This is a genomic window from Ochrobactrum sp. CGA5, assembly GCF_006345815.1.
Classification (GTDB): domain Bacteria; phylum Pseudomonadota; class Alphaproteobacteria; order Rhizobiales; family Rhizobiaceae; genus Brucella.
The window spans coordinates 13,283-35,408 of the sequence record NZ_VCIG01000002.1 but is presented as its reverse complement, the minus strand read 5'-3'; the positions used below and the strand labels follow the sequence as shown (position 1 = coordinate 35,408).

The window sequence follows — 22,126 nt, the reverse complement described above, 5'->3', positions numbered from 1 at the left end:
GAAAATGAGAACATCTGCCGCTTGCAATGTCCTTGCAAAGAAGATTTGCCTGTCTGGGTTTTTTAGTGAATTATTGTGCATGTTGCCCTCTTTGTCGAAGGTTCTTCGAATGAGCAATCTTGATCCTATCGATCTTGCAATTCTCAGGACATTGCAGGCAACTGCGCGCATCACCAATGCGGAGCTTGCGGAGAAGGTTGGGCTGTCGCCTTCAGCCTGTTCGCGCCGCCTCGACATTCTGGAAAAGAGCGGTGTGATTGCGGGCTATCATGCCCGCCTGTCACAGAAGGCGCTCGAATACCGGATGATTGCGATTGTCCACATTTCGCTTTCGGGACAATTCGCCAAGACGCTGGCCGAGTTTGAGGCAGCTGTGAAGCGTTGCCCCAATGTTCTGGTCTGTTATCTGATGTCGGGTGAGTATGACTATATTCTGCGCGTTGCGGCGCGCGATCTTGAGGATTACGAGCGTATCCATCGCGATTGGCTCTCGGCCCTGCCGCATGTCGTAAAGATCAATTCCAGTTTTGCCCTGCGTGAAATTATCGACAGGCCGAACATCGGCCTCTAGATTGCAGCCTTCGAGTCTCTGATCGTTGGAGCCATGTTGCAGTTCACCAGAAGAGTTTTGCAAGAGCCCGGTTGGGGTTTACCAGCATCGGTGGCCCTGCATCTGATGCTGGCATTGCTTCTTCTGTTTCGCCTTCCAAATCTTCCATCGCCAGCGTCGGAACAAAGCGTCAATGTGGAGCTGGTACGACCACCGCGTCCAGAAAAGACGCCACAGCCAGAGGCTCCGAAGACGCCGGAACTAGCGCCCCCTTCGCCGCAACCGCAGGCGTTTGAATCCGCGACTGCGAAGCAGGACGTGAAGACGCCGCCGGCGCAGGAGCGACCACCCACCACACCTGAAGAAACAAAGAAAGCGGAGAAGGCTTCCGATGCTCATCTGGAGACGGGCGTTGAGCAGGCTAACGGAAATTCTTCCACAGAGAAGACGGAACTGACCGGGCAAATCGCGATAGAAAAGCACGAGCCAAAGACTGATGCTTCCAAACCGGCGAGGCCGGCCAAAAGACTGACGCGAGCACGCGAAATCTATTCGAAGGATGCCATTTCGGATCCTCGCGTGAAACAGGCGCTGGGAAAGCTTGCACCGAAAGACCGGATAATCCAGATTTGCGGTATCGAGGCGCTTGAACAAGTGCGCCGCCATAAACCCGGCGCCTTTCCAGACATGCTGGCGCGTGAAGGCGGCTCTGTTTCAGCGACTGGCCTGACGGTCAGCGACGGTGCATTCCGCAGCCAGCGCAAATGGTATGCAATCGACTTCATTTGCAAGGCTAATGCAGAAACGATGGTGATCGATGCTTTCAGCTATAATATCGGAAGCGCCATTCCTGAAGCTGAATGGACCAGAAGACAGCTTCCCAAGGACTAATTTGCTTCCAGTTTCAGCCAGCGGCTTACACCAACAAGTATGCAGTGGCCTGGAGGTCAAAGCCAACAATACGCTTACCTTGGTCGAAGGCAGTCACAAGCTTTTCGCGCAGTGACAACCGCGCATGCATCGCCGCTGCCGGATCAGTTGCAAGCAGATGATCGATGTCAGCCGGTATTTTCACGCTTTGAGCATCAGCCCTGAGCTCAGGTTTCTGGCCTTGAGATCGAGCTTCTACATCTGGATCGTCCAATTGCCAGTCAGCCACGATTCTGTCCGAAGGCAAGCCGGAGTTAATGCCGACCATAGGCCCGTAATAGTTGACATGATAGGTAGACGACGTTGCGCCGAGGCTTGCAATGTTCAGACTGGCATTGACCGCCCGGATCGGATCATAGGTCCAGCGAACATGGGTGATGCCTCTCGCAAGACACCAATCGCGCTGGAACCACTTCATTCGCGCGCCGAGCCTCAATCCTCTGGCTTCAGGCAGAACAGCCAGACGGTGAGAGTGCTGAATACCCGGCGTGGCGCTCGGGAAGCCGAAGATGAAGCCAATCATCTTCGCGCCATCAAACGCCCCGGCGACAAGACCCCCTTCGTGTTGGATCGCAAGCAACAAGTCTGAGGCATCGACAGGATCATCTTCTCCCCATACCAACCGCTGCACCTCCTCCGAACTCTTCATCTCGGCTAACGACGCGAGTTCACGGATCAATATTTCGCTCATGCGACGAAATCCTCGCGATGGCTGGTGACCGTATCGAGAAATGCGTGGTCAAGGGTCACACCGATGCCCGGACCATTCTTGGGAACGGCCATTTGGCCATTGGCCGCTTCTAGCGGCTCGTTGACGATATCACGCGGGAAATAGCGGCTGGCAGACGATGTGTCCCCCGGTTTTGTGAAATTCGGCAATGCTGACAGGTGAATATTATGCGCCCGACCGATGCCAGCTTCCAGCATCCCGCCACACCATACTGGCACATCAAAGGCCGCGCAGACATCATGAATTGCGCGCGACGCGCTGTGCCCGCCGACACGCCCCACCTTGATGTTGATGACGCGGCATGCACCCGCGACAAGCGCCTTGCGTGCATCCACCGCAGATCGGATGCTTTCATCCAGGCAAATCGCAGTCAGCAGCTTTTCCTGCACACGTACGTGATCAGTAATGTCGTCGAATGCAAGCGGTTGCTCGATATAATCCAGCGCAAAAGCATCCATCGCCTTCAAAAGCGGCAGGTCGGAGAGCCGGTAATCGGTATTGGCGTCTACCGTCAGCTTGGCTTCTGGAAAACGCTCACGTACCGCCTGAATCATGTCGAGATCATGACCGCGCTTGATCTTCAGCTTAACGCGCTTGTAACCGGCATCGAGGGAAGCCGCGACGCGATCAACCGTGGTTGGAATATCGGCAATGCCAAGGCTGACGCCCACGTCTATAGAATCTCGAACGCCTCCAAGCGCAACACTCAACGGAAGGTTAAGCGCTTTCGCCCATAGGTCCCAGACGGCCATTTCCACCATGGCCTTGCTCATTTTATGTCCGCGCCACGGATCAAGGATTGCGCACAGATCCGCCGGACCAGTAAAGCGTTTTCCCACGATCTGCGGCAGTAGGACATCGCGAAGGAATGACAGCGAACCGGAGATGGTTTCCTCCAGATAATCCGGCAACGGATCCATCACGCCTTCGGCATAGCCCTCCAGCCCTTCGGCTCGCAGAGTGAGGATCGGAATGATTTTTTCGGTCATCGTGCCGGTTGAGATCACGAACGGAACGAGAAGCGGCAGGCGTATCATGCGTATTTCAGCCGCTTCGATTTTCAACCCGGCGAAAATTGGCGCTGCGCGCATCGTTTACTCCATCCTTGAGCTCAATTGATCCAACTGGTGCAAGAGTTTGCCGATGACCCAACGTCATCCAGATTGTCCCCTCGACCGAATTAAATTCCCTGTTCGCTGTCAAAAGTCCAATGGAATCGTCAGCGCTTTTACTGATGCTGATCCGCAAACATGTCCAATGGGAAAACAGGCCGCCGCAAACGGGAATAAGTCCGCCTCGACAGATCCGGCGAACTCAAACCGCCAGCATCGGTAACGATAGTATGGCTTGCGATCGGACCAAACGCGCCTTTGAAATGCTGCATTGATTTCACCGCTAGAACGGATTTTTCCTTCGGTTCAATGCCGACGATACGAAAAATGTTCTGATCGAGCATCTGCATGCGTTCCGATACGATCATGATATCGATTCCGTCCACACGCAGACACACCGCCTTCCCGGTTGTTCCCGGCAAGCCTGTAAACATCGGGCCTTCAAAAACAAAAGTGCCATCGCTGACAGACATGACTTTGCCGGTTACAGTCAAAGGACCGCCCCCGATCGTTGGATCGGACTTGCCGCCAATCGTCACTGTAATAGTCTCGCCAATCGCCTTGGTTGCAATCTCAGCCACGGCTTCAGGGTCGAGAAGCGCTCCTGCGGCGGCATTGGTTACACCGGCCTCAAGCATCGCCGAGATGAGCGCGGTGCAATCGCTGTAGGCGCCGGAGCCAGGATTGTCAGAGAAATCAGCAACGACGATCGTGCCTTCAGTGCTTCGAGCCTCTTTCAATTGCCGGATGCATTCATCAAGAGGTGTCGGCTTGGCCCACTGGTCCTTATAGGCCCAGATTTCATCACATATCTTGCCCGCGACATCGCTGGCGGTTTGACGGTCGGCGGTCTTACCATCGAAAGTTATTATGACGCTTGGCCCGGCGGCCCATACATCAGCATCGGTAAACCCGGCATTGATCGCCACATTCAGTATACCCGGTTTCTGCATCTCATGCGCCGCACTTTCCAGAAGGCGGCACATCGGACCGTTATCTGTTGTGCGACCGTCATCACAGCCAATAAGCATCGGTGGACGTGCAATGGCCAAGGCGGGTTCAATTTCCCCTTTCATCGCCTGATCCAACAACGAACAGGCTTCGACTCCGACCTCGTGCATATCGATATGGGGATAGGTTCGGAATGAAACAGCAATCTGCGCCAGATCAGCCAGTTCGTCGAAAATATTCGCGTGAAGGTCGAGAGTGACTGCAATGGGGACTTGATATCCGATCACGGACCGAATTTCCCGCAGGAACTGGCAGTCACCGTCCTGATCCGTCTCCGTTACCATGGCACCGTGCAGAGCTACAAATATGCCGTCAACAGGCCCGGCTTCCTTCAGCCGCCGCAGGCACTCGCCAGTGATTTCTTTACGCGCAGATTCAAGCACCGGTCCGTTCGGTTCCGCATGGGCTGCGGTGAGGTAGACGGGCGTCCAGCCTTTCTCATCCGCGACCTTTATCGCGCCACCGATCTCGGAGCCTGTATCTCGGAAATTGGCCGGAATCTCATCGCCTATGAAAAAGTGCGACGCCCTAAAATCGCTCATACTCGTGCGATTGTGCGTGAAAGTATTACTTTCATTGATGAATTCGATGATCGCAACACGATAGGACACAGATCGACCTTTCTTTGTCGGCGATAATAAGTCTGGATTAATTGAAGCGAATTGACGGGGGCGGGTCACCCACGCGCAGTGAGTACCTGATCTGATGTGGTGCCTCAAATCAGGTACTCTTTAGCCGAGGTGGAAGCGGCTACTTCGCGAAGATTTCGCTCGCGAACTTCGGCTTTTCTCTGATGTCAAAATCAAAGTACTTGGCGCTGATCTTGTCGTAGCTGCCGTCCTGGATAATCTCTGCCAGTGCCTTGTTGACGCGTGCACGCAGTTCTTCGTCATCCTTGCGGAAGGCCATTCCGGCACCAAGGGTTCCGTCCAGAAGAAACTCGTTGCCGACAAATTCACAGCAATCCGCGCCCTTCTTGATCCAATCACTGAGCGCGAACTTGGATTCAAGCAAAAGATCTATCCGGCCGTTCTCGATATCCAAGAATGCTTCTTCCAGTGTTGGATAGAGCTTCACATCATTATCCGGGAAAAAGCGCTGCAAAGCATCGACTGCGATTGAACCACTCTGCGTACCGATTACCTTGCCCTTGGCACTCTCCGGCGTCACATCTTTCAGGCCAAGCTCCTTCAAGGCAACAAACCGCATGGTGTTGTAGTAATAGGGATCGGAAAAGTTGACCTGTTGCATACGCGATTCAGTGATCGCCATCGACGAGGCCATAATGTCGAATTTCTTTGACTGAAGTGCAGGAATAATCCCGCTCCATTCGTTGGCGCTCCATACACAATCAGCTTTCAGTTTTTCACAGATTGCGTTGCCAACGTCGATATCAAAGCCCTTTAGCTGCCCGTTCGGGTCCAGATAGTTGAAAGGAGCATATGCACCTTCCGCTCCCATGCGAATTTCCTCGGCATGGGCTGCAAGGGTACCGCACGCGGCGATAAAAGCGGCAACAATTCCCATTCTTGCTTGCTTGAACACGTTTTCGTTCTCCTTTTATGCGCCCTTGTCTGTTCACTACCGACGCACTGTCGCCAGTGTTCGGAATCTGAGTAAAGATACGCAGGGGCGGTTTTTGTTAGTTCACGATTATGCTTGTGCTAAGAGTCGATCAATGCAAAAGATCTATTCAATGCCATTAGAAAAATTCATAGCGACATGACTGCACGGTCTAGACGAAGACGACTCCCCGGTCTTAGAGCATTGCGAGCTTTTGAAGCGGTTTCACATTGCCAAAGCTTCACGGCCGCCGCAGAAGAGCTTGCTGTGAGCCAGGGTGCCGTGAGCCATCAAGTCAAGCTTCTGGAGGAGGCTTTGGGTTGCCAGTTGCTTGTTCGTGGGCCACGCGGCGTCTCTGTCACTGCGGAAGGGGCTCTGCTTTCCGAAGTCTGTGCACGAGCCTTCGATGAAATCAGTGCGGTTACGACACTGATTGCACAGGACAACAAGGCCCAAATTCTCAGGGTTCGTGCCGGCCCCTTCTTTGCAATGGAAGTGATAGCGAGCAGGATTGCCGGTTTCTTAAAGAAAAACCCGGGCATCCAGCTTCACCTGAACAATCTCGATATAGATTCCCTCGCGCAGGATAGAGAAGATGCGCAGATAAAATATTGCCTGCACCCGCCTGCGGGCATGTACAGCATCGAATTGTTGAAAGAAAGATTGGTTCCGGTCTGCAGTCCATCGCTTTTGGACAACGTGATGAACCCGGAAGATCTTCTGATAACCCCTGACGTTCCCCGGCTGCATTATCGGGACGTAAATGACTGGAAAAGATGGCTATCCCGTCACGGACTTGGTGATTTAACCGCCAATTCAAACCTCTTTTTTGACGATCAGCATACACTGTTGGCGGCCGCCCGTTCTGGACAGGGCATTGGTTTTTCTCATCGCCCACTGGTCGAAAACGACGTGCAGCACGGTAGCCTCGCAATCGTGTCCGAGCGATATTTCGAACCTAGGGAATCCTACAAGTTTATATGCAGTCACGAGAACATTGCCTCCAATCCGGCGTTGCAGCTCTTCCGTGACTGGCTGGTTAAAGAGGTTTCGGCAATCGACCAGGCTCAGACAGTTGATCGCACATGGGGATAGATATCGAACAGCGCGTTTGCTCAACGTCAGTCATCGAGATCTACTATGCGGTTTCGCCTTGAACCTTTTCCCGTGCTGAGCGGCTATCCGGGGCCGGAAGAGCACGACCTCGATTTCTCTGAATGACTGTGAAGCTATCAGCACTGGCCGCCGATTCAGCGATAGTCCGACTTTACGCCCATTCTGAACAATACGCGCCACGTTGCGCTGTAAATCCTGGCCTTAGGGGTTCTGGTTCTAAACAGATATTCGAGAAGCCAGCTGAGAAATCATGACCAAAAACGTTTGGGATTTTCTCCAGAATGCGTTAGCGTTTCGCAATTCCGTGGGAGGACGTAATGAAATGCAGTGGATTGAACTGAGGAGGAAATATGCAGATCTTTAATCGGAAAACGACAGTTTCGGTTGCTGCCGCACTGGGGCTTGTCTTCACCGTAGCGCAAGCCAAGGCAGAGGAGTTTGTAAACATTCTGACTGGTGGCACCAGCGGTGTCTATTACCCGCTCGGCGTTGCGATGGAAAAAATCTATTCGAACATTCCAGATGTGCGTCCCTCCGTTCAGGCCACGAAAGCATCCATTGAGAATATCAATCTTATCAATAGCGGCCGCGGCGAAGTGGCGTTCACGCTGGGCGACTCCTTGCGTGATGCCTATGAAGGCAACGAGGCTGCAGGCTTCAAGAAGAAGCTCACCAACCTGAGCACTCTTGCTGCGATTTATCCGAATTATGTTCAGATCGTCGCGTCCAAGGAATCCGGCATCAAGACCTTGGCCGATCTAAAGGGAAAGCGCCTTTCCGTCGGCGCGCCGAAATCCGGGACCGAGCTGAATGCCCGCACTATTCTGGGAGCCGCCGGATTATCCTATGACGATCTCGGTAAGATCGAATATCTGCCCTTTGCAGAATCCGTCGAACTCATGAAAAACCGCCAATTGGATGCAACTTTGCAATCTTCCGGGCTTGGGGTCGCCTCGCTACGCGATCTTGCTAACTCTGTAGACATCAACGTTGTGGAAGTTCCGGCAGACGTCATCGAAAAGATCGGAGCACCTTATCAGGTCAACACGATCCCGGCGAATACCTACAAGGGACAGGATAAGGATGTAGTGACGGCTTCCGTCATCAACTATCTGATTGTCCGCCCCGATATGAATGATGAGCTGGTATATCAGATGACCAAGGGGCTCTTCGAGAATCTCGACCAGCTAGCGGCCGCCCACTCCTCGGCGAAGGCAATCAAGCTCGACAAAGGCACCATCGTATCACCTGTGCCGGTGCATCCGGGCGCGCTGCGTTATTACAAGGAAAAAGGCATCGAATAAGCTGACGCCATTCAGCCCGACGGGCAGTAACCCGGGTTTACACTTTCGGGTACTGCCCTTTTTCTGGCAAACGGCGCTTTGTTCTCACAGACGACGTCGTTGCCGTGACTTTTAGTTTCAAAAAGCATGATCTTATGAAGGTTTGTTCATGACGCAGAGCGAGAGCAGCGCCGCAGAATCGGTTGAACATATTCCCGCTTGGGGTGCTGGCGCAGGCGCAAAAATCCTGTTTGCCATCGCTGTGGCTTTTTCAGTTTTCCAGCTTTGGACCTCCGCCTATTCCCCCTTGCCAAGTCAGGTTGTCCGCTCCGTTCACGTCGGATTTCTGCTTCTGCTTCTCTTCGGTCTTTACGCTAACGCGAGTACGGTACCAGCCAAACGAGCGGCTTTTTGGCTGGTGGCTGTCGTTACATTCGTACTCAGTCTTTATCATTGGGTTTTCTATGAAGACCTTGTGATACGGGCGGGAGAACCCAATACCCTTGATATTGTGATCGGCATTCTCATGGTCGCTCTCGTCTTCTGGGCGGGAACAAAAATGATGGGCTGGACCTTGCCGCTCATCTGCGCGGTCTTTTTGGCTTACGGTTTGTTCGGGCAATATTTGCCACAGCCATTCAATCACCGAGGATATGATTTCGAGCAGGTTGTTGAGGTTCTGTTCCTTGGAACAGAAGGAATTTACGGCACGCCGATCTATGTTTCTTCGAGCTATATCTTCCTTTTCATCCTATTCGGAGCATTTCTCGAACGTGCGGGCATGATCCAGCTCTTCAACGACATAGCGATGGGAACGGTGGGCGCATCCCGCGGTGGCCCTGCAAAAGTTTCGGTGATTTCCTCTGCCCTGATGGGAACGATCAACGGTTCTGGTGTGGCCAATGTCGTGACCACGGGCGCTTTCACCATTCCGCTTATGAAACGCTCCGGTTTCCGCCCGGCTTTTGCTGGCGGCGTCGAAGCGGTGGCTTCGATGGGTGGTCAAATCATGCCGCCGGTCATGGGCGCAGTTGCCTTTATCATGGCTGAAACGCTCGGTCTGCCTTATGTCGAGATTCTCAAAGCGGCAATCGTGCCCGCTATTCTTTATTTCGTAACGGTCTTCGTTATGGTCGACCTTGAGGCCCGTCGCCTCAAGATGAAAGGCCTCGACAAAAGCGAAATGCCGAGTGCGATTGAAGCAATCAGAAAGCGTTGGTTTCTGGTTTTGCCCCTTGTCGCGTTGGTATGGCTTCTGTTCTCCGGCTATACGCCACTTTTTGCGGGTACGGTGGGCCTCAGCCTGACCGCTCTCATCATTCTCGGCGTACCGGTATCCGGTAGCATGTCGATGCCTTTGCGAATCTTGTTTTGGGTGGCGCTCGGTATCATGTCCGCCGCAGCATTTGGCACGACCTTCAATATCTTTGGTTACGCCCTGCGTGGGATTACCCTCATTATCGCTCTCGTTGCACTTTTGGTCGCGATAAACTTTTTGGTACGTGGCGGGAGTGAAACGCTAAGCCTTTGCCTTCAAAGCCTTGCCGAAGGCGCGAAAAATGCACTTCCCGTGGGCGTTGCCTGTGCTCTGGTCGGCATCATCATCGGCATTCTTGCACTCACTGGAGCCGGTTCGACTTTCGCTCGCGTAATCGTCAGTGTTGGGGAAAACTCGCTATTCTTCTCACTGATACTGACCATGCTAGCCTGTCTGGTGCTCGGCATGGGTATTCCGACCATTCCAAACTATATCATCACATCGTCAATTGCCGGTCCCGCACTGTTGCATCTGGAAGTGCCACTTCTGGTGTCCCACATGTTCGTCTTTTATTTCGGCATCATGGCTGATCTTACTCCGCCCGTCGCCCTTGCAGCTTTCGCGGCGGCACCGATCGCGCGGGAGACAGGTATGAAGATCGGCATACAAGCGATCCGCATTGCGGTGGCGGGGTTTGCTGTACCTTTCATTGCGGTTTATGAGCCAGTTATCATGCTTCAGGAGGGAGGTCCTCTTTCCGAAAGCATCGGTTTCTGGCCTGCCTTTGCCTATATGGTGGTCAAGGCGTTGCTCAGCATCCTGCTTTGGGGCGCGGCAGCCATCGGGCATCTGCGAACTCCGCTGAACAGGTGGGAGCGCATATGGGCTTTTGCCGCTATTGCGCTGATGCTCGCGACGTATCCCTATAGCGATGAGTTAGGCTTTGCTGCCTGTGCGACTTTCCTTGCATGGCATTTCTGGAGATCGCGGCCTTCCGCAGTCGCGACACCAGGTTGATGGCGATCTGCATTGCAACGGCTAGCGGCGTTATGAAAGTCGCCGCTACGAGTTTCGTTCTCTCGTGGACGCACAGCGTTGAGAAAGTGCCATGGCAGGAATACTGGAATGTCACGTCTCAAGGTCTTGTCTTGTCAGAGGCCCGCATCAAAGGATCTGGCGCGGGGATGGACCCACCTGCGGATGCCGTTCTTAAGAATGGTTGGTATGTCTATCACCCACAGATTCCCCCGCGTCGTGAAATTGTCCTAGCGGCCTCCGGCAAAACGGTCGGAGGCTGGACGCTTTGTTCCGATCAAAAATGTATGGAACTGGGGCGAGCGGAAGAAAAGCCAATTCATATTGCGCCATGCCGCTAAATTACGTCTTCCCAAAATGGAAATCGGTTTTGGGATAAAGACAGACGTAGAAACAAAGAGATAGGGTACTTTTCGATGATTCAATCGAAACAGAAACTCCCTTCTCGGTAACCGCGAATAAGACCGGAGATTGCCCGATATGAGCAGCGGCTGTCGATAAGAAAACCCCACGAAGCACCATCTTAAATTTAGAGCGCATCCCGAAAAGTGTGAAGCAGTTTTCAGACGAGATGTGCTTCGACTAATGCTGAACACGTACCGACATTGACTGGTATGGTAGTATGGTATATCAAATCTGGGAGGAGTGAGAATATGCAAAACCCGTTATTGCAGCCGAAGCATGTCAGTGTGGTCGATCAGCTCTATGCCACGTTGCGGGCCGGCATTATTGACAATGCGCTGTCGCCTGGCGTTCGCATTTCCGAGGCTGACGTGGCCAAGCAATACGGGGTCAGCCGTCAGCCTGTACGCGAAGCCTTCATCAAGCTCGCCAATGAGGGGCTGCTCGAAGTTCGACCTCAGAGGGGCACTTTTGTAGCGAAAATTTCACTTCAGGCTGTAATGGACGCGCGCTTCGTTCGGGAAGCAGTTGAAGCCGACATCGTTAAGCTCCTGGCCCAATCTTCAGATCAGACGCTGGTTACCGAGCTGCGAGCCCAGCTCGTTCGTCAGGAAAAGCTTGTCGGCGGATCTGCACGGGATTTCATGGAGGCGGACGAAATATTCCATCGAACTCTTGCAGAGGGAGCCGACAAAGGAAAAGCCTGGCGCGTCGTCGTTGAGATGAAGGCCCAGATGGACCGGGTACGGTTTCTTTCCAGCATGCATTTCCCGGTTGATCGTCTCATCGCGCAGCATCGCGCGGTAGTCGACGGGATTGCGAAAGGTGATGCCCTCCAGGCCGAGCAATCAATACGTATGCATCTTCGAGGAATTCTGGAAGATCTGCCTGTCATCGAACAGGAACGGCCCGAATATTTTCTATAGGGCGAAGCAACAGAAAAGCCATCATCTAGAGGAGGAAACAATGAAATTTCAGAAACTTACACGTCTGGCGGCAACCTGTGCCGTTCTCGCCGTTATGGGAGGGACATCACTAGCGCAAGAAGTGACGCTCAAACTCGGCCATCTCGCTAATGAAGAGAATATCTGGCACAAGGCTGCACTGAAATTCGCAGAAGAGGTCAAATCTCGTACCGAAGGACGCGTCGCAGTCGAAGTCTACCCGAATGAATCGCTCGGCAAGGAAATCGACCTCATCAACGGAATGCAACTCGGCACTGCTGATATGACCATCACCGGTGAAAGCCTGCAGAACTGGGCACCGAAAGCAGCTCTGCTCGCTCTGCCATACGCATACAAATCACTTGAACATATGGACAAGATAGCATCTGGCGAGATCGGCAAGCAGATTGAGGCGGAAATCATCGAAAAGGCAGGTATTCGCCCTCTGACCTATTTCGCGCGCGGACCGCGCAACCTTTCAGCCAATCGCGAGATAACAAAGCCGGAAGACCTGAAAGGTTTCAAGATCCGCGTCCCGAATGTGCCGATCTTTGTCGCTGCGTGGCAGTCACTAGGTGCGAACCCGACCCCGATGGCCTTTTCCGAGGTTTTCACTTCGCTCCAGAACGGTACCATCGAAGGTCAGGAAAACCCGCTCGCGCTTTTCAAATCCGGCGGCTTCTATGAAGTGCAGAAAGTCATCAACAAGACGGAGCACGTTCGTTCATGGATTTATCTGGCAGTATCAGAACGGAGCTGGGGCAAGCTTTCTGAAGCCGATCAAACTGCATTAAAGGAAGCTGCTCAAGTTACGCAGGCATATGAACGCAAACTGTTCATAGAAGACGAAAAAGCACTCGTGGCCGATCTCGAAGGCCGGGGCGTGAAGTTTGTCGAAGTGGATCAGGCCGCTTTCGCCGACAAGGCGCGCGACGCTGTAATAAACTCCGTGTCGCAGGAAATCCGTCCACTGGTCGAGCAGGTCTTCAACGACTGACTAATAGGGCTCCCAACGTCAATCTGGCAGCCAGCAGGTCGAGGATACCATGACAAAACTGTTCAAAGGGTTGGAAGGCATATATCGCCTTCTGATACTGGCAGCATTTCTCATTTTGATGGGCACAGTGCTGTTACAGGTTTATGCCCGCACGTTCTTGAGTAGTGCTCCGGTCTGGACTGAGGAGCTCACCAGATTTTGCCTTCTCTATATCGGTGCGCTCGGTGCAGGTCTCGCGCTGCGTAGTGGCGACATGGTCAATGTCGATCTTCTTTGCGAAAGCCTTCCTGGGCGTATGCCTTGGCTATTGCGGCTTGCCAGTGCTGCATTGACAGTGGTTTTTGCAGTTATTCTTCTGCCCGCCGCGTGGGACTACACTATGATCGGGAGCCGCCAGACCGCCCCTTCTCTTGGCTGGCGTATGGATTTCGTCCACGCAACGCAGCTTGTTCTTCTGGCCGCGTTGGGTCTCTGGGCCGTGATGCGCATCATTGAAATGCTATCGGGCCATCATGACGGGCGCCCTATCCCCAGCTCGGAGGAAAACTGATGGGTCTGACCCTACTTCTTGGCACGTTTGTGCTGGGCCTTGCCATCGGCTTGCCTGTAGCCGTGACGTTGGGCCTTTCTTCGATGACCTATCTTCTGTTTGCCGACATCCCGTTGGTGGTCATTCCTCAGAAAATGTATGCTGGAATGGATAGCTTTGTGCTGCTCTGCATTCCGGGATTTATTCTGGCGGGAAACCTTATGAATTCCGGCGGCATTACGGAGCGGATCATTCGCTTTGCAAATGCCCTTGTGGGTTGGATGCGCGGCGGGCTGGCCCAAGCCAATATCGCGGCTTCGATGCTATTCGGTGGCATTTCGGGAACAGCCGTTGCCGATGTAGCGTCCGTTGGCGGCATGATGATCCCCGGCATGAAGAAGGTCGGTTATCCAGCCGATTTCTCTGCAGCCGTCACGGCCGCCTCATCGACGGTCGGCCCGATGATTCCACCGAGCGTACCGATGATTATCGTAGGCTCACTCTCTGGCCTTTCGGTTGGCAAACTGTTTCTGGCTGGTGCCATTCCCGGGCTTCTGATGGGGTTGGCCATGATGGTGACGACCTATTTCATCGCCAGGAAGAAAAACTTTCCCCGCGAGAAATGGAAGGGTGCCCGGGAATTGCTGTCGTCGTTCACGGGCGCGATCTGGGCTATTGCAATGACCGCACTGATCGTGGGCGGCCTGCTGATTGGCGTCACGACGCCCACAGAAACGGCTGTGGTCGCTTGCCTCTATGCGGCCGTAGTGGGGCTATTCATCTACAGAGAACTGCCGGTCAGCCGGATCCCCAAGATCATCGTGGATAGTGCGATCAGTTCCGCTGGCATTCTCGTTCTGGTGGGCATTGCCAATGTGTTCGGCTGGATTCTCGTGGCCGAGCGTATCCCGCAGACATTGGCCGACGCTGTTCTCTCGATCACCGACAACAAGTTTCTTGTTATCTTGTTGATCAACATTCTGCTTCTATTCGTCGGCATGTTCATGGAGACAATTGCGGCTCTGATCATTCTTTTCGTACCCTTGCAAGCTCTGGCTACGGCGGTCGGCATCGATCCCCTTCATTTTGCCTGTTTTGCGGTCCTTAACCTGATGATCGGCCTGACAACCCCACCGGTCGGCGTCTGCCTGTTTGTCGCGTCCAATATTGCACGGCTGCCGCTCTCGCCGGTGATCAGGGCAATCATTCCCTATATTATCACCAATCTGATCATCCTTTTATTGGTCAGCTATCTGCCGCCTCTGGCAACCTGGCTGCCCACTACACTGATGCCGTGAGGTAGAAATGACTGAATTGTCGCACACGCGTGTTATTTGCCTTCATGCGCAAGACGATCTCAGAATTGAAAGCCGGCCTGTCGGAACACCAGGACCAGAGGAAGTTCTGGTTGCAGTCGAAGCGGGCGGGATCTGTGGATCGGATCTGCATTACTGGCTGGAAGGCGGGATTGGAACTATCCGTGTCCGGGAACCTATCATTCTTGGTCACGAAGCCTCTGGACGCATCAAGGCCCTCGGCGAGGGAGTGACGGGGCTGGTGTTGGGACAGCTCGTTGCCATGAACCCTTCGGAGCCGTGCGGCACCTGCAGTTTTTGCCAGCAGGACCTGCCGCGCCATTGCGGTGCGATGCGTTTCAAGGGGTCGGCAATGTATCTTCCGCACGAACAAGGCATGTTCCGCGACAGGATTGTAATTGCGGCAGATCAGTGCTTGCCTGTCCCGGAGGGGATCGACCCCCGGGCTGCAGCCTGCGCTGAGCCCCTGGCAGTTTGCCTTCACGCGGCCAATCGCGGCGAAGCGATTGCAGGTAACCTTGCTGGCAAGGTTGTGATGGTGACAGGTGCAGGCCCGATCGGTGCCCTCTGCGTGGCTGTTGCACGTCAACGTGGTGCTTCGGAAATCATAGTGACCGACATTCAGGACGCGACGCTGGCCATCGCTGCGCGGATGGGCGCGAACCACACGGTCAATATTGCAACTGACCCCACGGGCCTCGCTCGCTGGCAGGAAGGCAAGGGCAAAGTCGATCTGGTATTTGAATGCTCGGCTGCGGCACCAGCTATCGGCAATGCAATTTCGTGCCTGCGACCGCTCGGTACGCTTGTGCAGGTTGGTGTCGCAGGTCAGACTGCCCTGCCTCTCAACGTCATGGTGGGCAAAGAAATCCAGTTCGTCGGGTCGCAGCGTTTCGATACGGAATTTGCCGAGGCCGTGCGCCTTATTGGGTCGATGGCCATCGATCCGCGACCGATCATCACCAAAACACTTCCCGTGGCCGATGCCTTGTCCGCTTTTCAGGCGGCCACGGACCGTTCCCGCTCCGTCAAGGTGCAGATTAGTTTCGCTGACGCTTAAGTTTGGCATCGAAAACAGAAAGACGAATAAATGAAACAGACCTGGCGCTGGTTTGGCCCCAAGGACGTTGTGTCCGTTGACGATATGCTGCAGGCAGGTGTGGAAGGCGTTGTCACCGCGCTGCATCATGTCGCCACCGGCACAGTCTGGTCGCCCGCCGAAATCGAAAAACGGCAGATCGAAATCGCCCGAATGAAGAATGGCGCCCCTTCTGGACTGAAATGGGAAGTCGTCGAAAGCCTCCCGGTTTCGGAAGATATAAAACGCCAGACAGGCGACTGGAAAACTCATATCTCAAATTGGAAGATATCGATGCGAAACCTGCGTGACGCTGGCATCGAGATCATCTGCTACAACTTTATGCCTATCCTCGACTGGACACGCACCGACCTGGCCTACCGATTGGCCAACGGAGCAACTTGCATGCGCTACGACGCCCTCGACTTCGCAGTCTTCGACTTGTTTCTACTCGAACGCAAAGACGCGCGGGATAGCTATCAGCCTGAGCTGATTGAAGCGGCAAGCAAGCGTTTTGCAGAAATGACAGAGGAACGGAGGCTTGAACTTTCTGGCAATGTCGTTTTCGGCTTGCCAGGCGCTGCAGAACACATGTCGATGGACGATGTGAAAGCGCATCTCGCTCATTACGATAATATTTCGCCAGAGCGCCTGCGCAGCCATTTAATAGACTTTCTGGCAGAGGTAAGTCCACTTGCAGAAGAACTTGGCGTCCGTCTGTGCTGCCATCCAGACGATCCGCCGTTCCCACTGCTCGGATTACCACGGATCATGTCCACCGAAGCCGATTACAAGGCGGTTATGGATGCGGTAAATATTCCAGCGAACGGCATTACACTTTGCACCGGATCACTCGGCGCACGCGCCGATAATGATCTGCCGGGAATGATGAAGCGGCTGGGTGAACGTGTGCATTTCCTGCATCTGCGCAACGTCGCACTTGAAGAACCCCAACTTGGCGGATCGTTCCATGAGGCTGCTCATCTTGAAGGCCATACGGACATGGTGGCTATGATTGCCGCCATTATCGCAGAGGAAAATCGACGCAAGGCCGAAGGGCGTGCTGACTGGCGCATCCCGATGCGTCCCGATCATGGTCAGGACATTCTCGATGATCTGAAGCGTCGCGCTCAACCGGGTTATCCATCCATTGGGCGCCTGAAAGGCTTGGCTGAATTGCGTGGAATCATGACCGCCCTCTCCCATGCAAATGTCAGGATCGACCCGTGATGCGCCTGTCACCAGTAGTGAATGAGGCCGCGGCCGCCACCTGGCCCGATTATATTCCAGAAAACCATGGAGTCGGCATAGTTCATATCGGGCTCGGCAATTTTGCTCGTGCCCACCTCCTGTCCTATACTGATAGCGTCCTGGCACAGAAGGGGGGTGACTGGCGCGTGATAGGGGTGTCGCTGCGCGGGACCGCTGTTGCGGACAGTTTAAACCCGCAAAACGGACGCTACACCCTGATTACCCGCGGCCCGGTAACGCAAGCGCATGTGATTGGTGCGCTGGATCGGGTACTCTCCGGTCCAACAGTCGGACAAGATGCCATGAATGCAATGACATCCCCCGGATGTCGCATCGTCAGTTTGACCGTAACGGAAAAAGGATATGGCATCACCAGCGACGGCAGGCTGGATCGCGAGCATCCCGCTATCGCTGTTGACCTCGCTGATCCAGAAGCCCCGACAAGCGCGATCGGTCTTATCGTTGCAGCACTTTCTCGCCGTATGACTTCGGGGTTACCACCCTTCACTGTAATGAGTTGCGATAATCTCTCCCATAACGGACAGAAATTGCGTAACGCAGTATTGGCCTTTGCCCGCGACACTCGTGGCGAGAAGCTCTCTCGCTGGATTGCGGACAACGTAACTTTCCCCTCAACCATGGTGGACCGCATCACGCCGGCTTCCAATGCGCAGACCGCCAAACTCGCCGCCGAATTGACGGGGCGAGAAGATCACGCCGCAGTTGAAACCGAACCTTTCAGCCAGTGGGTAATTGAGGACAAGTTCTGTGCGGGACGACCAGAATGGGAAGGTGCCGGAGTCTTTTTCGTCGACGATGTCGCCCCATATGAAAATATGAAACTGCGGATGCTTAACGGGACACACTCGATGATCGCCTATAGCGCCCAACTTTCAGGAAAAAGTTTTGTCCGCGACGTCATGACAGACCCTGAGCACGCTGCCCTAGTCCGTCGGCACCTTGCTGCGGCTGCAACGACTGTAAAGGGATCTTCGATCGACCTCGACGCCTATGCTGGGGCTCTCGCTGAGAGATTTGCCAACCCAGCCATCGCTCATTCCACGGCACAGATTGCAATGGATGGAACACAGAAGCTCCCTCAGCGCATCACGACCCCGGCACTGGAAGCTCTGGCATCGGGCGAAGCGTACAGGCCTTTCGTATTTGCTCTCGCTGCGTGGCTGGCCTATCTGGTGCGAAGAGGAGACGACGGCCGCCCGGTTCCATTGAATGATCCCAAAGCAGCCACACTCGAAGCCAAACTGACAGATACCGATACCTCGGAGGCAATAATTCGCCAGGTCGCGTCTGTGTGCCCCGACGTGCTCCCAGCAGCCCTTACAGGGGGGCCGTTCGGTTCCGCGCTGCGTGACATGCTCAACGCGATCCAGTCAGAAGGGATTTCAAAGGTCATCAAACAGGAGGCGGGAAACACAGCTTGATCGTCAATCCGCTAATTATGTTGCCGGAAATCGACGGTCTTGATCGTTTGGCTGCCACAAAGGGGCCACGCATGAATTATCCGAATAACACCCAAATAATATATTGATATTATTACTCTATTTCGCCTGCACCATAATGATTATAACTGTAAAATAGCGACCTTCGTGTCGGCTTTTACCGATCTGCGCAGACTCGAATCATTGACTTTTCCAAATGACCGCATTTAAACACCGGCCAAAGTTCTGAAATGGGTCATTCCCAAGCGACCGTATTGACCAGTACGCTGCGTTAAAAAATCAAGAGTAGATTATGGCAAACGAAGATCTCGAAGCTCGTCATCTGGAGACTCTGGATCGGGACTTGGGTCGCTTCGTAAAGTTGGAAACAGCAGCGAGTTATGTCTCGCGTCCGCTTGTGGCACCGGGCATCGCTCTTGTTTTCATCATACTTGCCGGGCTTGGCACTGCCGTTCTGCTGGGCCAGACCAGTCAGACGCTCATCGTTGTGGCCGCAGCCGTTTTTGGCGCCTACATGGCTTTGAACATTGGTGCCAACGACGTCGCCAATAATATGGGACCGGCTGTCGGAGCCAACGCTCTCAGCATGGGCGGCGCAATTGCTATTGCCGCGGTGTTTGAAAGTGCTGGCGCCCTCATTGCCGGAGCTGACGTGGTCTCCACAGTCGCGACTGGCATCATTGCCCCGAATACGCTGGCAACGCCGATCATGTTCATCTGGGCCATGATGGCAGCGCTGCTCGCTTCTGCGCTTTGGGTCAATCTTGCGACATGGATCGGCGCTCCCGTTTCGACCACGCATGCGGTGGTCGGAGGTGTCATGGGTGCGGGCATCGTTGCGGCTGGCTTCGGGGCGGTGAATTGGTCTCAAATGGCGGCCATCGCGGCAAGCTGGGTTATTTCCCCTGTGATGGGTGCGATCATCGCGGCTGGCTTCCTGTGGTTGATCAAAGCCCGTATCGTCTATCGCGCAGATAAGATTGCGGCTGCTCGCATATGGGTGCCGATCCTTGTTGGTCTCATGGCGGGAACCTTTGCGACATATCTGATCATGAAGGGGCTAAAACAATTAATCGACGTATCGGTTGGGGTCGCCCTGATTTGTGGATTGGCTGTCGGTGTTGGAAGCTGGCTAATTTTGATCCCGGTCATTCGCCGCCAGTCATACGGCCTGGAAAATCGCAACAAGTCGCTCAAGGTCCTGTTCAGCATTCCTCTCGTTGTTTCGGCGGCACTGCTCAGCTTTGCTCATGGTGCAAATGATGTGGCAAATGCTGTCGGGCCGCTTGCGGCAATCGTCCAGACATCGCGGACCGGCGCGTTAGGCGACGGCATCGTGATCCCGCTCTGGGTTATGCTGATCGGAGCTTTTGGCATTTCATTCGGCTTATGTCTGTTTGGCCCCAAGCTCATTCGAATGGTTGGGAACCAGATCACCAAGCTGAACCCGATGCGGGCTTATTGTGTGTCACTTTCGGCCGCAATCACCGTCATTCTGGCCAGTCGACTAGGGCTACCTGTAAGTTCGACCCATATTGCCATCGGCGCGATCTTTGGCGTTGGGTTCTTTCGGGAATGGGACACAGAACGTCGATTGAAAAAGGCCCGTCAGGCCTTGCCATTGGAAGCTATTCCAGTTGAAGAGCGTCGTCGTCGTAAGCTGGTTCGCCGATCGCACGCACTGACGATTGCCGCTGCCTGGGTGGTAACTGTCCCCGCTGCGGCAATCCTCTCAGCCATCCTGTTTGCATTATTGAACCAGATCCCTGTCGGAACGCCCTGATCCAGCGGCCAAGTCGCACTAAAGCATATTTTGACCAGCCTAAGCCCATAATTGCAAAAGCCCCAAGCTGCCAGCTCGGGGCTTTTGTCTATCTGTCGTGTGAATATTCGTCTGGTTATGTCAGCCCGCGGAAACGAAAGCCGACATGCTGGTGATCAACAGCATGCCAACCGTCGCACCTGCATCCTGAAGACCGATGGTCTTTTCCTGAAAGGCTGCGGCCTTACCGTGCTGGGCAACCATGGTCTTGGTCGCTTCCAGCGCATCTTCTGCGGCTTTGGCTGCGGCGGCAAGCGCATCTGTCAGTGAAGCACCCGCCGCAGCTTGTGCCTCAAGCGTGACAGCAATCGGGTCCAGCACGTCGAGCAGCGTCTTGTCGCCCACCTTGGCTTTACCGCGCTCGGCAATGCCATCGCGATAGGCGCGCCAGAAAGCGGAGATCTCCGTTGTGCCCAGCGCATCGAGGCCGTCGCATGCCTTGCTTGCGCGCAAGAAGCCGGTTGCGGTCAGCGTACCCATGGTCGATGGAGCAACGCGCGCCATGGTGGCGCCAGCCGTGCGCAAAAGCTTGGCGATGCCTGCGGCTTCGCCTTCCGCATGGACAGCTTCAGCCGCGCTCGCGAATGCCTTGCTCATGGTGATGCCAAGATCGCTGTCACCAACCTTGCCGTCCAGCGCGATAAGAAACTCGCGCTGCTCTGCAAAAAGCTGCTTCCAATTGTCGAAAAGATCGATCAGGTCTGATGCTTTAATGACGTTCATGATCGGACCTCAGCCTGCAAAATGCTTGAAGAATGGCGTGTTTGCGGAAGCTGCGATCAATGGTTCCAGTTCTTCATCGAGGTGCAATACGGAAACCGATGCGCCAGCCATTTCCATGGAAGTGGCGAACTCACCGATCCAGACGTGCTTGACCTTGACGCCACGCTCATCAAAGAGCTGCGAAACGCGACGGAACATGATATAAAGCTCTTCCAGCGGCGTGCCGCCAAGACCATTGACCAGCACCGCCACTTCATCGCCCGCGGCATAAGCCTGTTCGGCGAAAATGCGCTCCATCAGCTCGTCGATAACGGCGTCAGCACTGGCCAGCTTCTTTCGGCTGATGCCGGGTTCGCCATGGATACCCATGCCGATTTCCATTTCATCTTCGCCAATCGAGAAGGTGGCGTGACCGATTTCCGGCACAACGCAGCTTGAAAGTGCAACGCCCATTGTGCGGGTGCGCAGGCGTGCCTTGTCAGCAAGACGTGTCACTTCATCAAGTGATAGACCGTTGGCGGCTGCTGCACCGGCTGCCTTGTAAACAAAGAAGATGCCGGCCACGCCGCGACGCTTGTGTTCTTCACCCACGACCGAGGAAGCCACGTCATCATTGCCGACAACCTGCTTGACGGTTATGCCATCAAGATCGGCAAGTTCTGCAGCCATATCGAAATTGATGATGTCACCGCTGTAATTGCCGTAGATGTAGAGAACGCCAGCACCTTGATCGATGGCTTTAGTTACCTGATACATCTGCTCAGAACTAGGCGACTGGAAAACACCGCCGACAGCCGCGCCATCAATCATGCCTTCGCCGATATAGCCGAGGAATAATGGCAGATGGCCGGAGCCGCCGCCTGTTGCAATGCCGACCTTGCCGGTTTTGGGATTGGCTGTGACCATGCAACGCTTGTCATTGTCAACAAAGGTAAGCGCGGGATGCGCCCGATAGATGCCTTCAAGCATCTCATCCACGAAATTGACGGGATCGTTCAGGAATTTCTTCATGGTTT

General features: G+C 54.3%; 20 protein-coding genes. 14 read left to right on the top strand and 6 right to left on the bottom strand.

The window, feature by feature from the left end:
• Window positions 1–109: 109 nt before the first annotated feature.
• Window positions 110–571, top strand: coding sequence for an Lrp/AsnC family transcriptional regulator (locus FJQ48_RS02415; protein ID WP_139973628.1), 462 nt, complete (start codon window positions 110–112; stop codon window positions 569–571).
• A gap of 33 nt (window positions 572–604) precedes the next feature.
• A complete protein-coding gene (locus FJQ48_RS02410; RefSeq protein ID WP_139973627.1) occupies window positions 605–1,441 on the top strand; it encodes a DUF930 domain-containing protein in 837 nt (278 codons plus the stop codon).
• A gap of 25 nt (window positions 1,442–1,466) precedes the next feature.
• On the opposite strand, the gene FJQ48_RS02405 is transcribed toward FJQ48_RS02410, so the two are convergent.
• The 4 genes from FJQ48_RS02405 to FJQ48_RS02390 form a co-directional block, all read right to left on the bottom strand.
• A complete protein-coding gene (locus FJQ48_RS02405; RefSeq protein WP_139973626.1) occupies window positions 1,467–2,171 on the bottom strand; it encodes a GNAT family N-acetyltransferase in 705 nt (234 codons plus the stop codon).
• Window positions 2,168–3,301, bottom strand: coding sequence for an o-succinylbenzoate synthase (menC, locus tag FJQ48_RS02400; RefSeq protein ID WP_139973625.1), 1,134 nt, complete (start codon window positions 3,299–3,301; stop codon window positions 2,168–2,170). The genes FJQ48_RS02405 and menC overlap by 4 nt, the downstream gene beginning before the upstream one ends.
• Window positions 3,302–3,438: 137 nt before the next feature.
• Window positions 3,439–4,944 (bottom strand): M81 family metallopeptidase, encoded by a 1,506-nt coding sequence (locus FJQ48_RS02395; protein ID WP_139973624.1) that lies wholly within the window; start codon window positions 4,942–4,944, stop codon window positions 3,439–3,441.
• Between the two features lie 139 nt (window positions 4,945–5,083).
• Window positions 5,084–5,860 carry an ABC transporter substrate-binding protein gene (locus FJQ48_RS02390; protein WP_139973701.1) on the bottom strand — a complete coding sequence of 259 codons (777 nt, stop codon included), beginning with the start codon at window positions 5,858–5,860 and terminating at the stop codon, window positions 5,084–5,086.
• A gap of 195 nt (window positions 5,861–6,055) precedes the next feature.
• Here FJQ48_RS02390 and FJQ48_RS02385 point away from each other — a divergent pair, with 195 nt between their 5' ends.
• The 12 genes from FJQ48_RS02385 (at window position 6,056) to FJQ48_RS02330 (ending at window position 20,348) form a co-directional block, all read left to right on the top strand.
• On the top strand, window positions 6,056–6,991 hold the full coding sequence (locus FJQ48_RS02385) for a LysR family transcriptional regulator (RefSeq protein ID WP_139973623.1): 936 nt from the start codon (window positions 6,056–6,058) through the stop codon (window positions 6,989–6,991).
• A 371-nt stretch (window positions 6,992–7,362) separates the two neighbouring features.
• Complete coding sequence (locus FJQ48_RS02380) at window positions 7,363–8,316, top strand: TAXI family TRAP transporter solute-binding subunit (protein WP_139973622.1); 954 nt, start codon at window positions 7,363–7,365, stop codon at window positions 8,314–8,316.
• A 148-nt stretch (window positions 8,317–8,464) separates the two neighbouring features.
• On the top strand, window positions 8,465–10,570 hold the full coding sequence (locus tag FJQ48_RS02375; protein WP_139973621.1) for a TRAP transporter permease: 2,106 nt from the start codon (window positions 8,465–8,467) through the stop codon (window positions 10,568–10,570).
• Entirely contained in the window at window positions 10,570–10,929 is a 360-nt protein-coding gene (locus FJQ48_RS02370) for a DUF1850 domain-containing protein (RefSeq protein WP_139973700.1), read from the top strand. Before FJQ48_RS02375 ends, FJQ48_RS02370 begins: the two co-directional genes overlap by 1 nt.
• A 312-nt stretch (window positions 10,930–11,241) precedes the next feature.
• Window positions 11,242–11,916, top strand: a complete 675-nt coding sequence (locus tag FJQ48_RS02365; RefSeq protein ID WP_139973620.1) for a GntR family transcriptional regulator — start codon at window positions 11,242–11,244, stop codon at window positions 11,914–11,916.
• Window positions 11,917–11,956: 40 nt separating this feature from the next.
• Complete coding sequence (locus FJQ48_RS02360; protein WP_139973619.1) at window positions 11,957–12,931, top strand: TRAP transporter substrate-binding protein; 975 nt, start codon at window positions 11,957–11,959, stop codon at window positions 12,929–12,931.
• A 49-nt stretch (window positions 12,932–12,980) separates the two neighbouring features.
• Complete coding sequence (locus tag FJQ48_RS02355; protein WP_139973618.1) at window positions 12,981–13,481, top strand: TRAP transporter small permease; 501 nt, start codon at window positions 12,981–12,983, stop codon at window positions 13,479–13,481.
• Window positions 13,481–14,758 (top strand): TRAP transporter large permease, encoded by a 1,278-nt coding sequence (locus FJQ48_RS02350; protein ID WP_139973617.1) that lies wholly within the window; start codon window positions 13,481–13,483, stop codon window positions 14,756–14,758. The genes FJQ48_RS02355 and FJQ48_RS02350 overlap by 1 nt, the downstream gene beginning before the upstream one ends.
• Window positions 14,759–14,765: 7 nt before the next feature.
• Window positions 14,766–15,836 (top strand): L-idonate 5-dehydrogenase, encoded by a 1,071-nt coding sequence (locus FJQ48_RS02345; protein WP_139973616.1) that lies wholly within the window; start codon window positions 14,766–14,768, stop codon window positions 15,834–15,836.
• Window positions 15,837–15,866: 30 nt separating this feature from the next.
• The gene (gene uxuA, locus FJQ48_RS02340; protein ID WP_139973615.1) at window positions 15,867–17,084 is read left to right on the top strand and encodes a mannonate dehydratase; all 1,218 of its coding nucleotides are present in this window, start codon (window positions 15,867–15,869) and stop codon (window positions 17,082–17,084) included.
• Entirely contained in the window at window positions 17,084–18,547 is a 1,464-nt protein-coding gene (locus FJQ48_RS02335; RefSeq protein ID WP_247870280.1) for a mannitol dehydrogenase family protein, read from the top strand. Before uxuA ends, FJQ48_RS02335 begins: the two co-directional genes overlap by 1 nt.
• A 310-nt stretch (window positions 18,548–18,857) precedes the next feature.
• Window positions 18,858–20,348 carry an inorganic phosphate transporter gene (locus FJQ48_RS02330; protein ID WP_139973613.1) on the top strand — a complete coding sequence of 497 codons (1,491 nt, stop codon included), beginning with the start codon at window positions 18,858–18,860 and terminating at the stop codon, window positions 20,346–20,348.
• A gap of 120 nt (window positions 20,349–20,468) precedes the next feature.
• Here the strand turns inward: FJQ48_RS02330 and FJQ48_RS02325 are convergent, their stop codons facing one another.
• Both FJQ48_RS02325 and FJQ48_RS02320 read right to left on the bottom strand, forming a co-directional pair.
• A complete protein-coding gene (locus FJQ48_RS02325) occupies window positions 20,469–21,110 on the bottom strand; it encodes a dihydroxyacetone kinase subunit L (protein ID WP_139973612.1) in 642 nt (213 codons plus the stop codon).
• 9 nt (window positions 21,111–21,119) lie between these two features.
• Window positions 21,120–22,121 carry a dihydroxyacetone kinase subunit DhaK gene (locus FJQ48_RS02320; protein ID WP_139973611.1) on the bottom strand — a complete coding sequence of 334 codons (1,002 nt, stop codon included), beginning with the start codon at window positions 22,119–22,121 and terminating at the stop codon, window positions 21,120–21,122.
• Window positions 22,122–22,126: the final 5 nt, after the last annotated feature.

Coding starts and splice junctions, on each gene's coding strand:
- menC (WP_139973625.1), bottom strand. CDS start 3,301: ATGCGCGCAGCGCCAATTTTCGCCGGGTTGAAAATCGAAGCGGCTGAA.
- FJQ48_RS02375 (WP_139973621.1), top strand. CDS start 8,465: ATGACGCAGAGCGAGAGCAGCGCCGCAGAATCGGTTGAACATATTCCC.
- FJQ48_RS02370 (WP_139973700.1), top strand. CDS start 10,570: ATGGCGATCTGCATTGCAACGGCTAGCGGCGTTATGAAAGTCGCCGCT.
- FJQ48_RS02410 (WP_139973627.1), top strand. CDS start 605: ATGTTGCAGTTCACCAGAAGAGTTTTGCAAGAGCCCGGTTGGGGTTTA.
- FJQ48_RS02350 (WP_139973617.1), top strand. CDS start 13,481: ATGGGTCTGACCCTACTTCTTGGCACGTTTGTGCTGGGCCTTGCCATC.
- FJQ48_RS02390 (WP_139973701.1), bottom strand. CDS start 5,860: ATGGGAATTGTTGCCGCTTTTATCGCCGCGTGCGGTACCCTTGCAGCC.
- FJQ48_RS02325 (WP_139973612.1), bottom strand. CDS start 21,110: ATGAACGTCATTAAAGCATCAGACCTGATCGATCTTTTCGACAATTGG.
- FJQ48_RS02385 (WP_139973623.1), top strand. CDS start 6,056: ATGACTGCACGGTCTAGACGAAGACGACTCCCCGGTCTTAGAGCATTG.
- FJQ48_RS02355 (WP_139973618.1), top strand. CDS start 12,981: ATGACAAAACTGTTCAAAGGGTTGGAAGGCATATATCGCCTTCTGATA.
- FJQ48_RS02345 (WP_139973616.1), top strand. CDS start 14,766: ATGACTGAATTGTCGCACACGCGTGTTATTTGCCTTCATGCGCAAGAC.
- FJQ48_RS02335 (WP_247870280.1), top strand. CDS start 17,084: ATGCGCCTGTCACCAGTAGTGAATGAGGCCGCGGCCGCCACCTGGCCC.
- FJQ48_RS02365 (WP_139973620.1), top strand. CDS start 11,242: ATGCAAAACCCGTTATTGCAGCCGAAGCATGTCAGTGTGGTCGATCAG.
- FJQ48_RS02380 (WP_139973622.1), top strand. CDS start 7,363: ATGCAGATCTTTAATCGGAAAACGACAGTTTCGGTTGCTGCCGCACTG.
- FJQ48_RS02320 (WP_139973611.1), bottom strand. CDS start 22,121: ATGAAGAAATTCCTGAACGATCCCGTCAATTTCGTGGATGAGATGCTT.
- FJQ48_RS02405 (WP_139973626.1), bottom strand. CDS start 2,171: ATGAGCGAAATATTGATCCGTGAACTCGCGTCGTTAGCCGAGATGAAG.
- uxuA (WP_139973615.1), top strand. CDS start 15,867: ATGAAACAGACCTGGCGCTGGTTTGGCCCCAAGGACGTTGTGTCCGTT.
- FJQ48_RS02415 (WP_139973628.1), top strand. CDS start 110: ATGAGCAATCTTGATCCTATCGATCTTGCAATTCTCAGGACATTGCAG.
- FJQ48_RS02330 (WP_139973613.1), top strand. CDS start 18,858: ATGGCAAACGAAGATCTCGAAGCTCGTCATCTGGAGACTCTGGATCGG.
- FJQ48_RS02360 (WP_139973619.1), top strand. CDS start 11,957: ATGAAATTTCAGAAACTTACACGTCTGGCGGCAACCTGTGCCGTTCTC.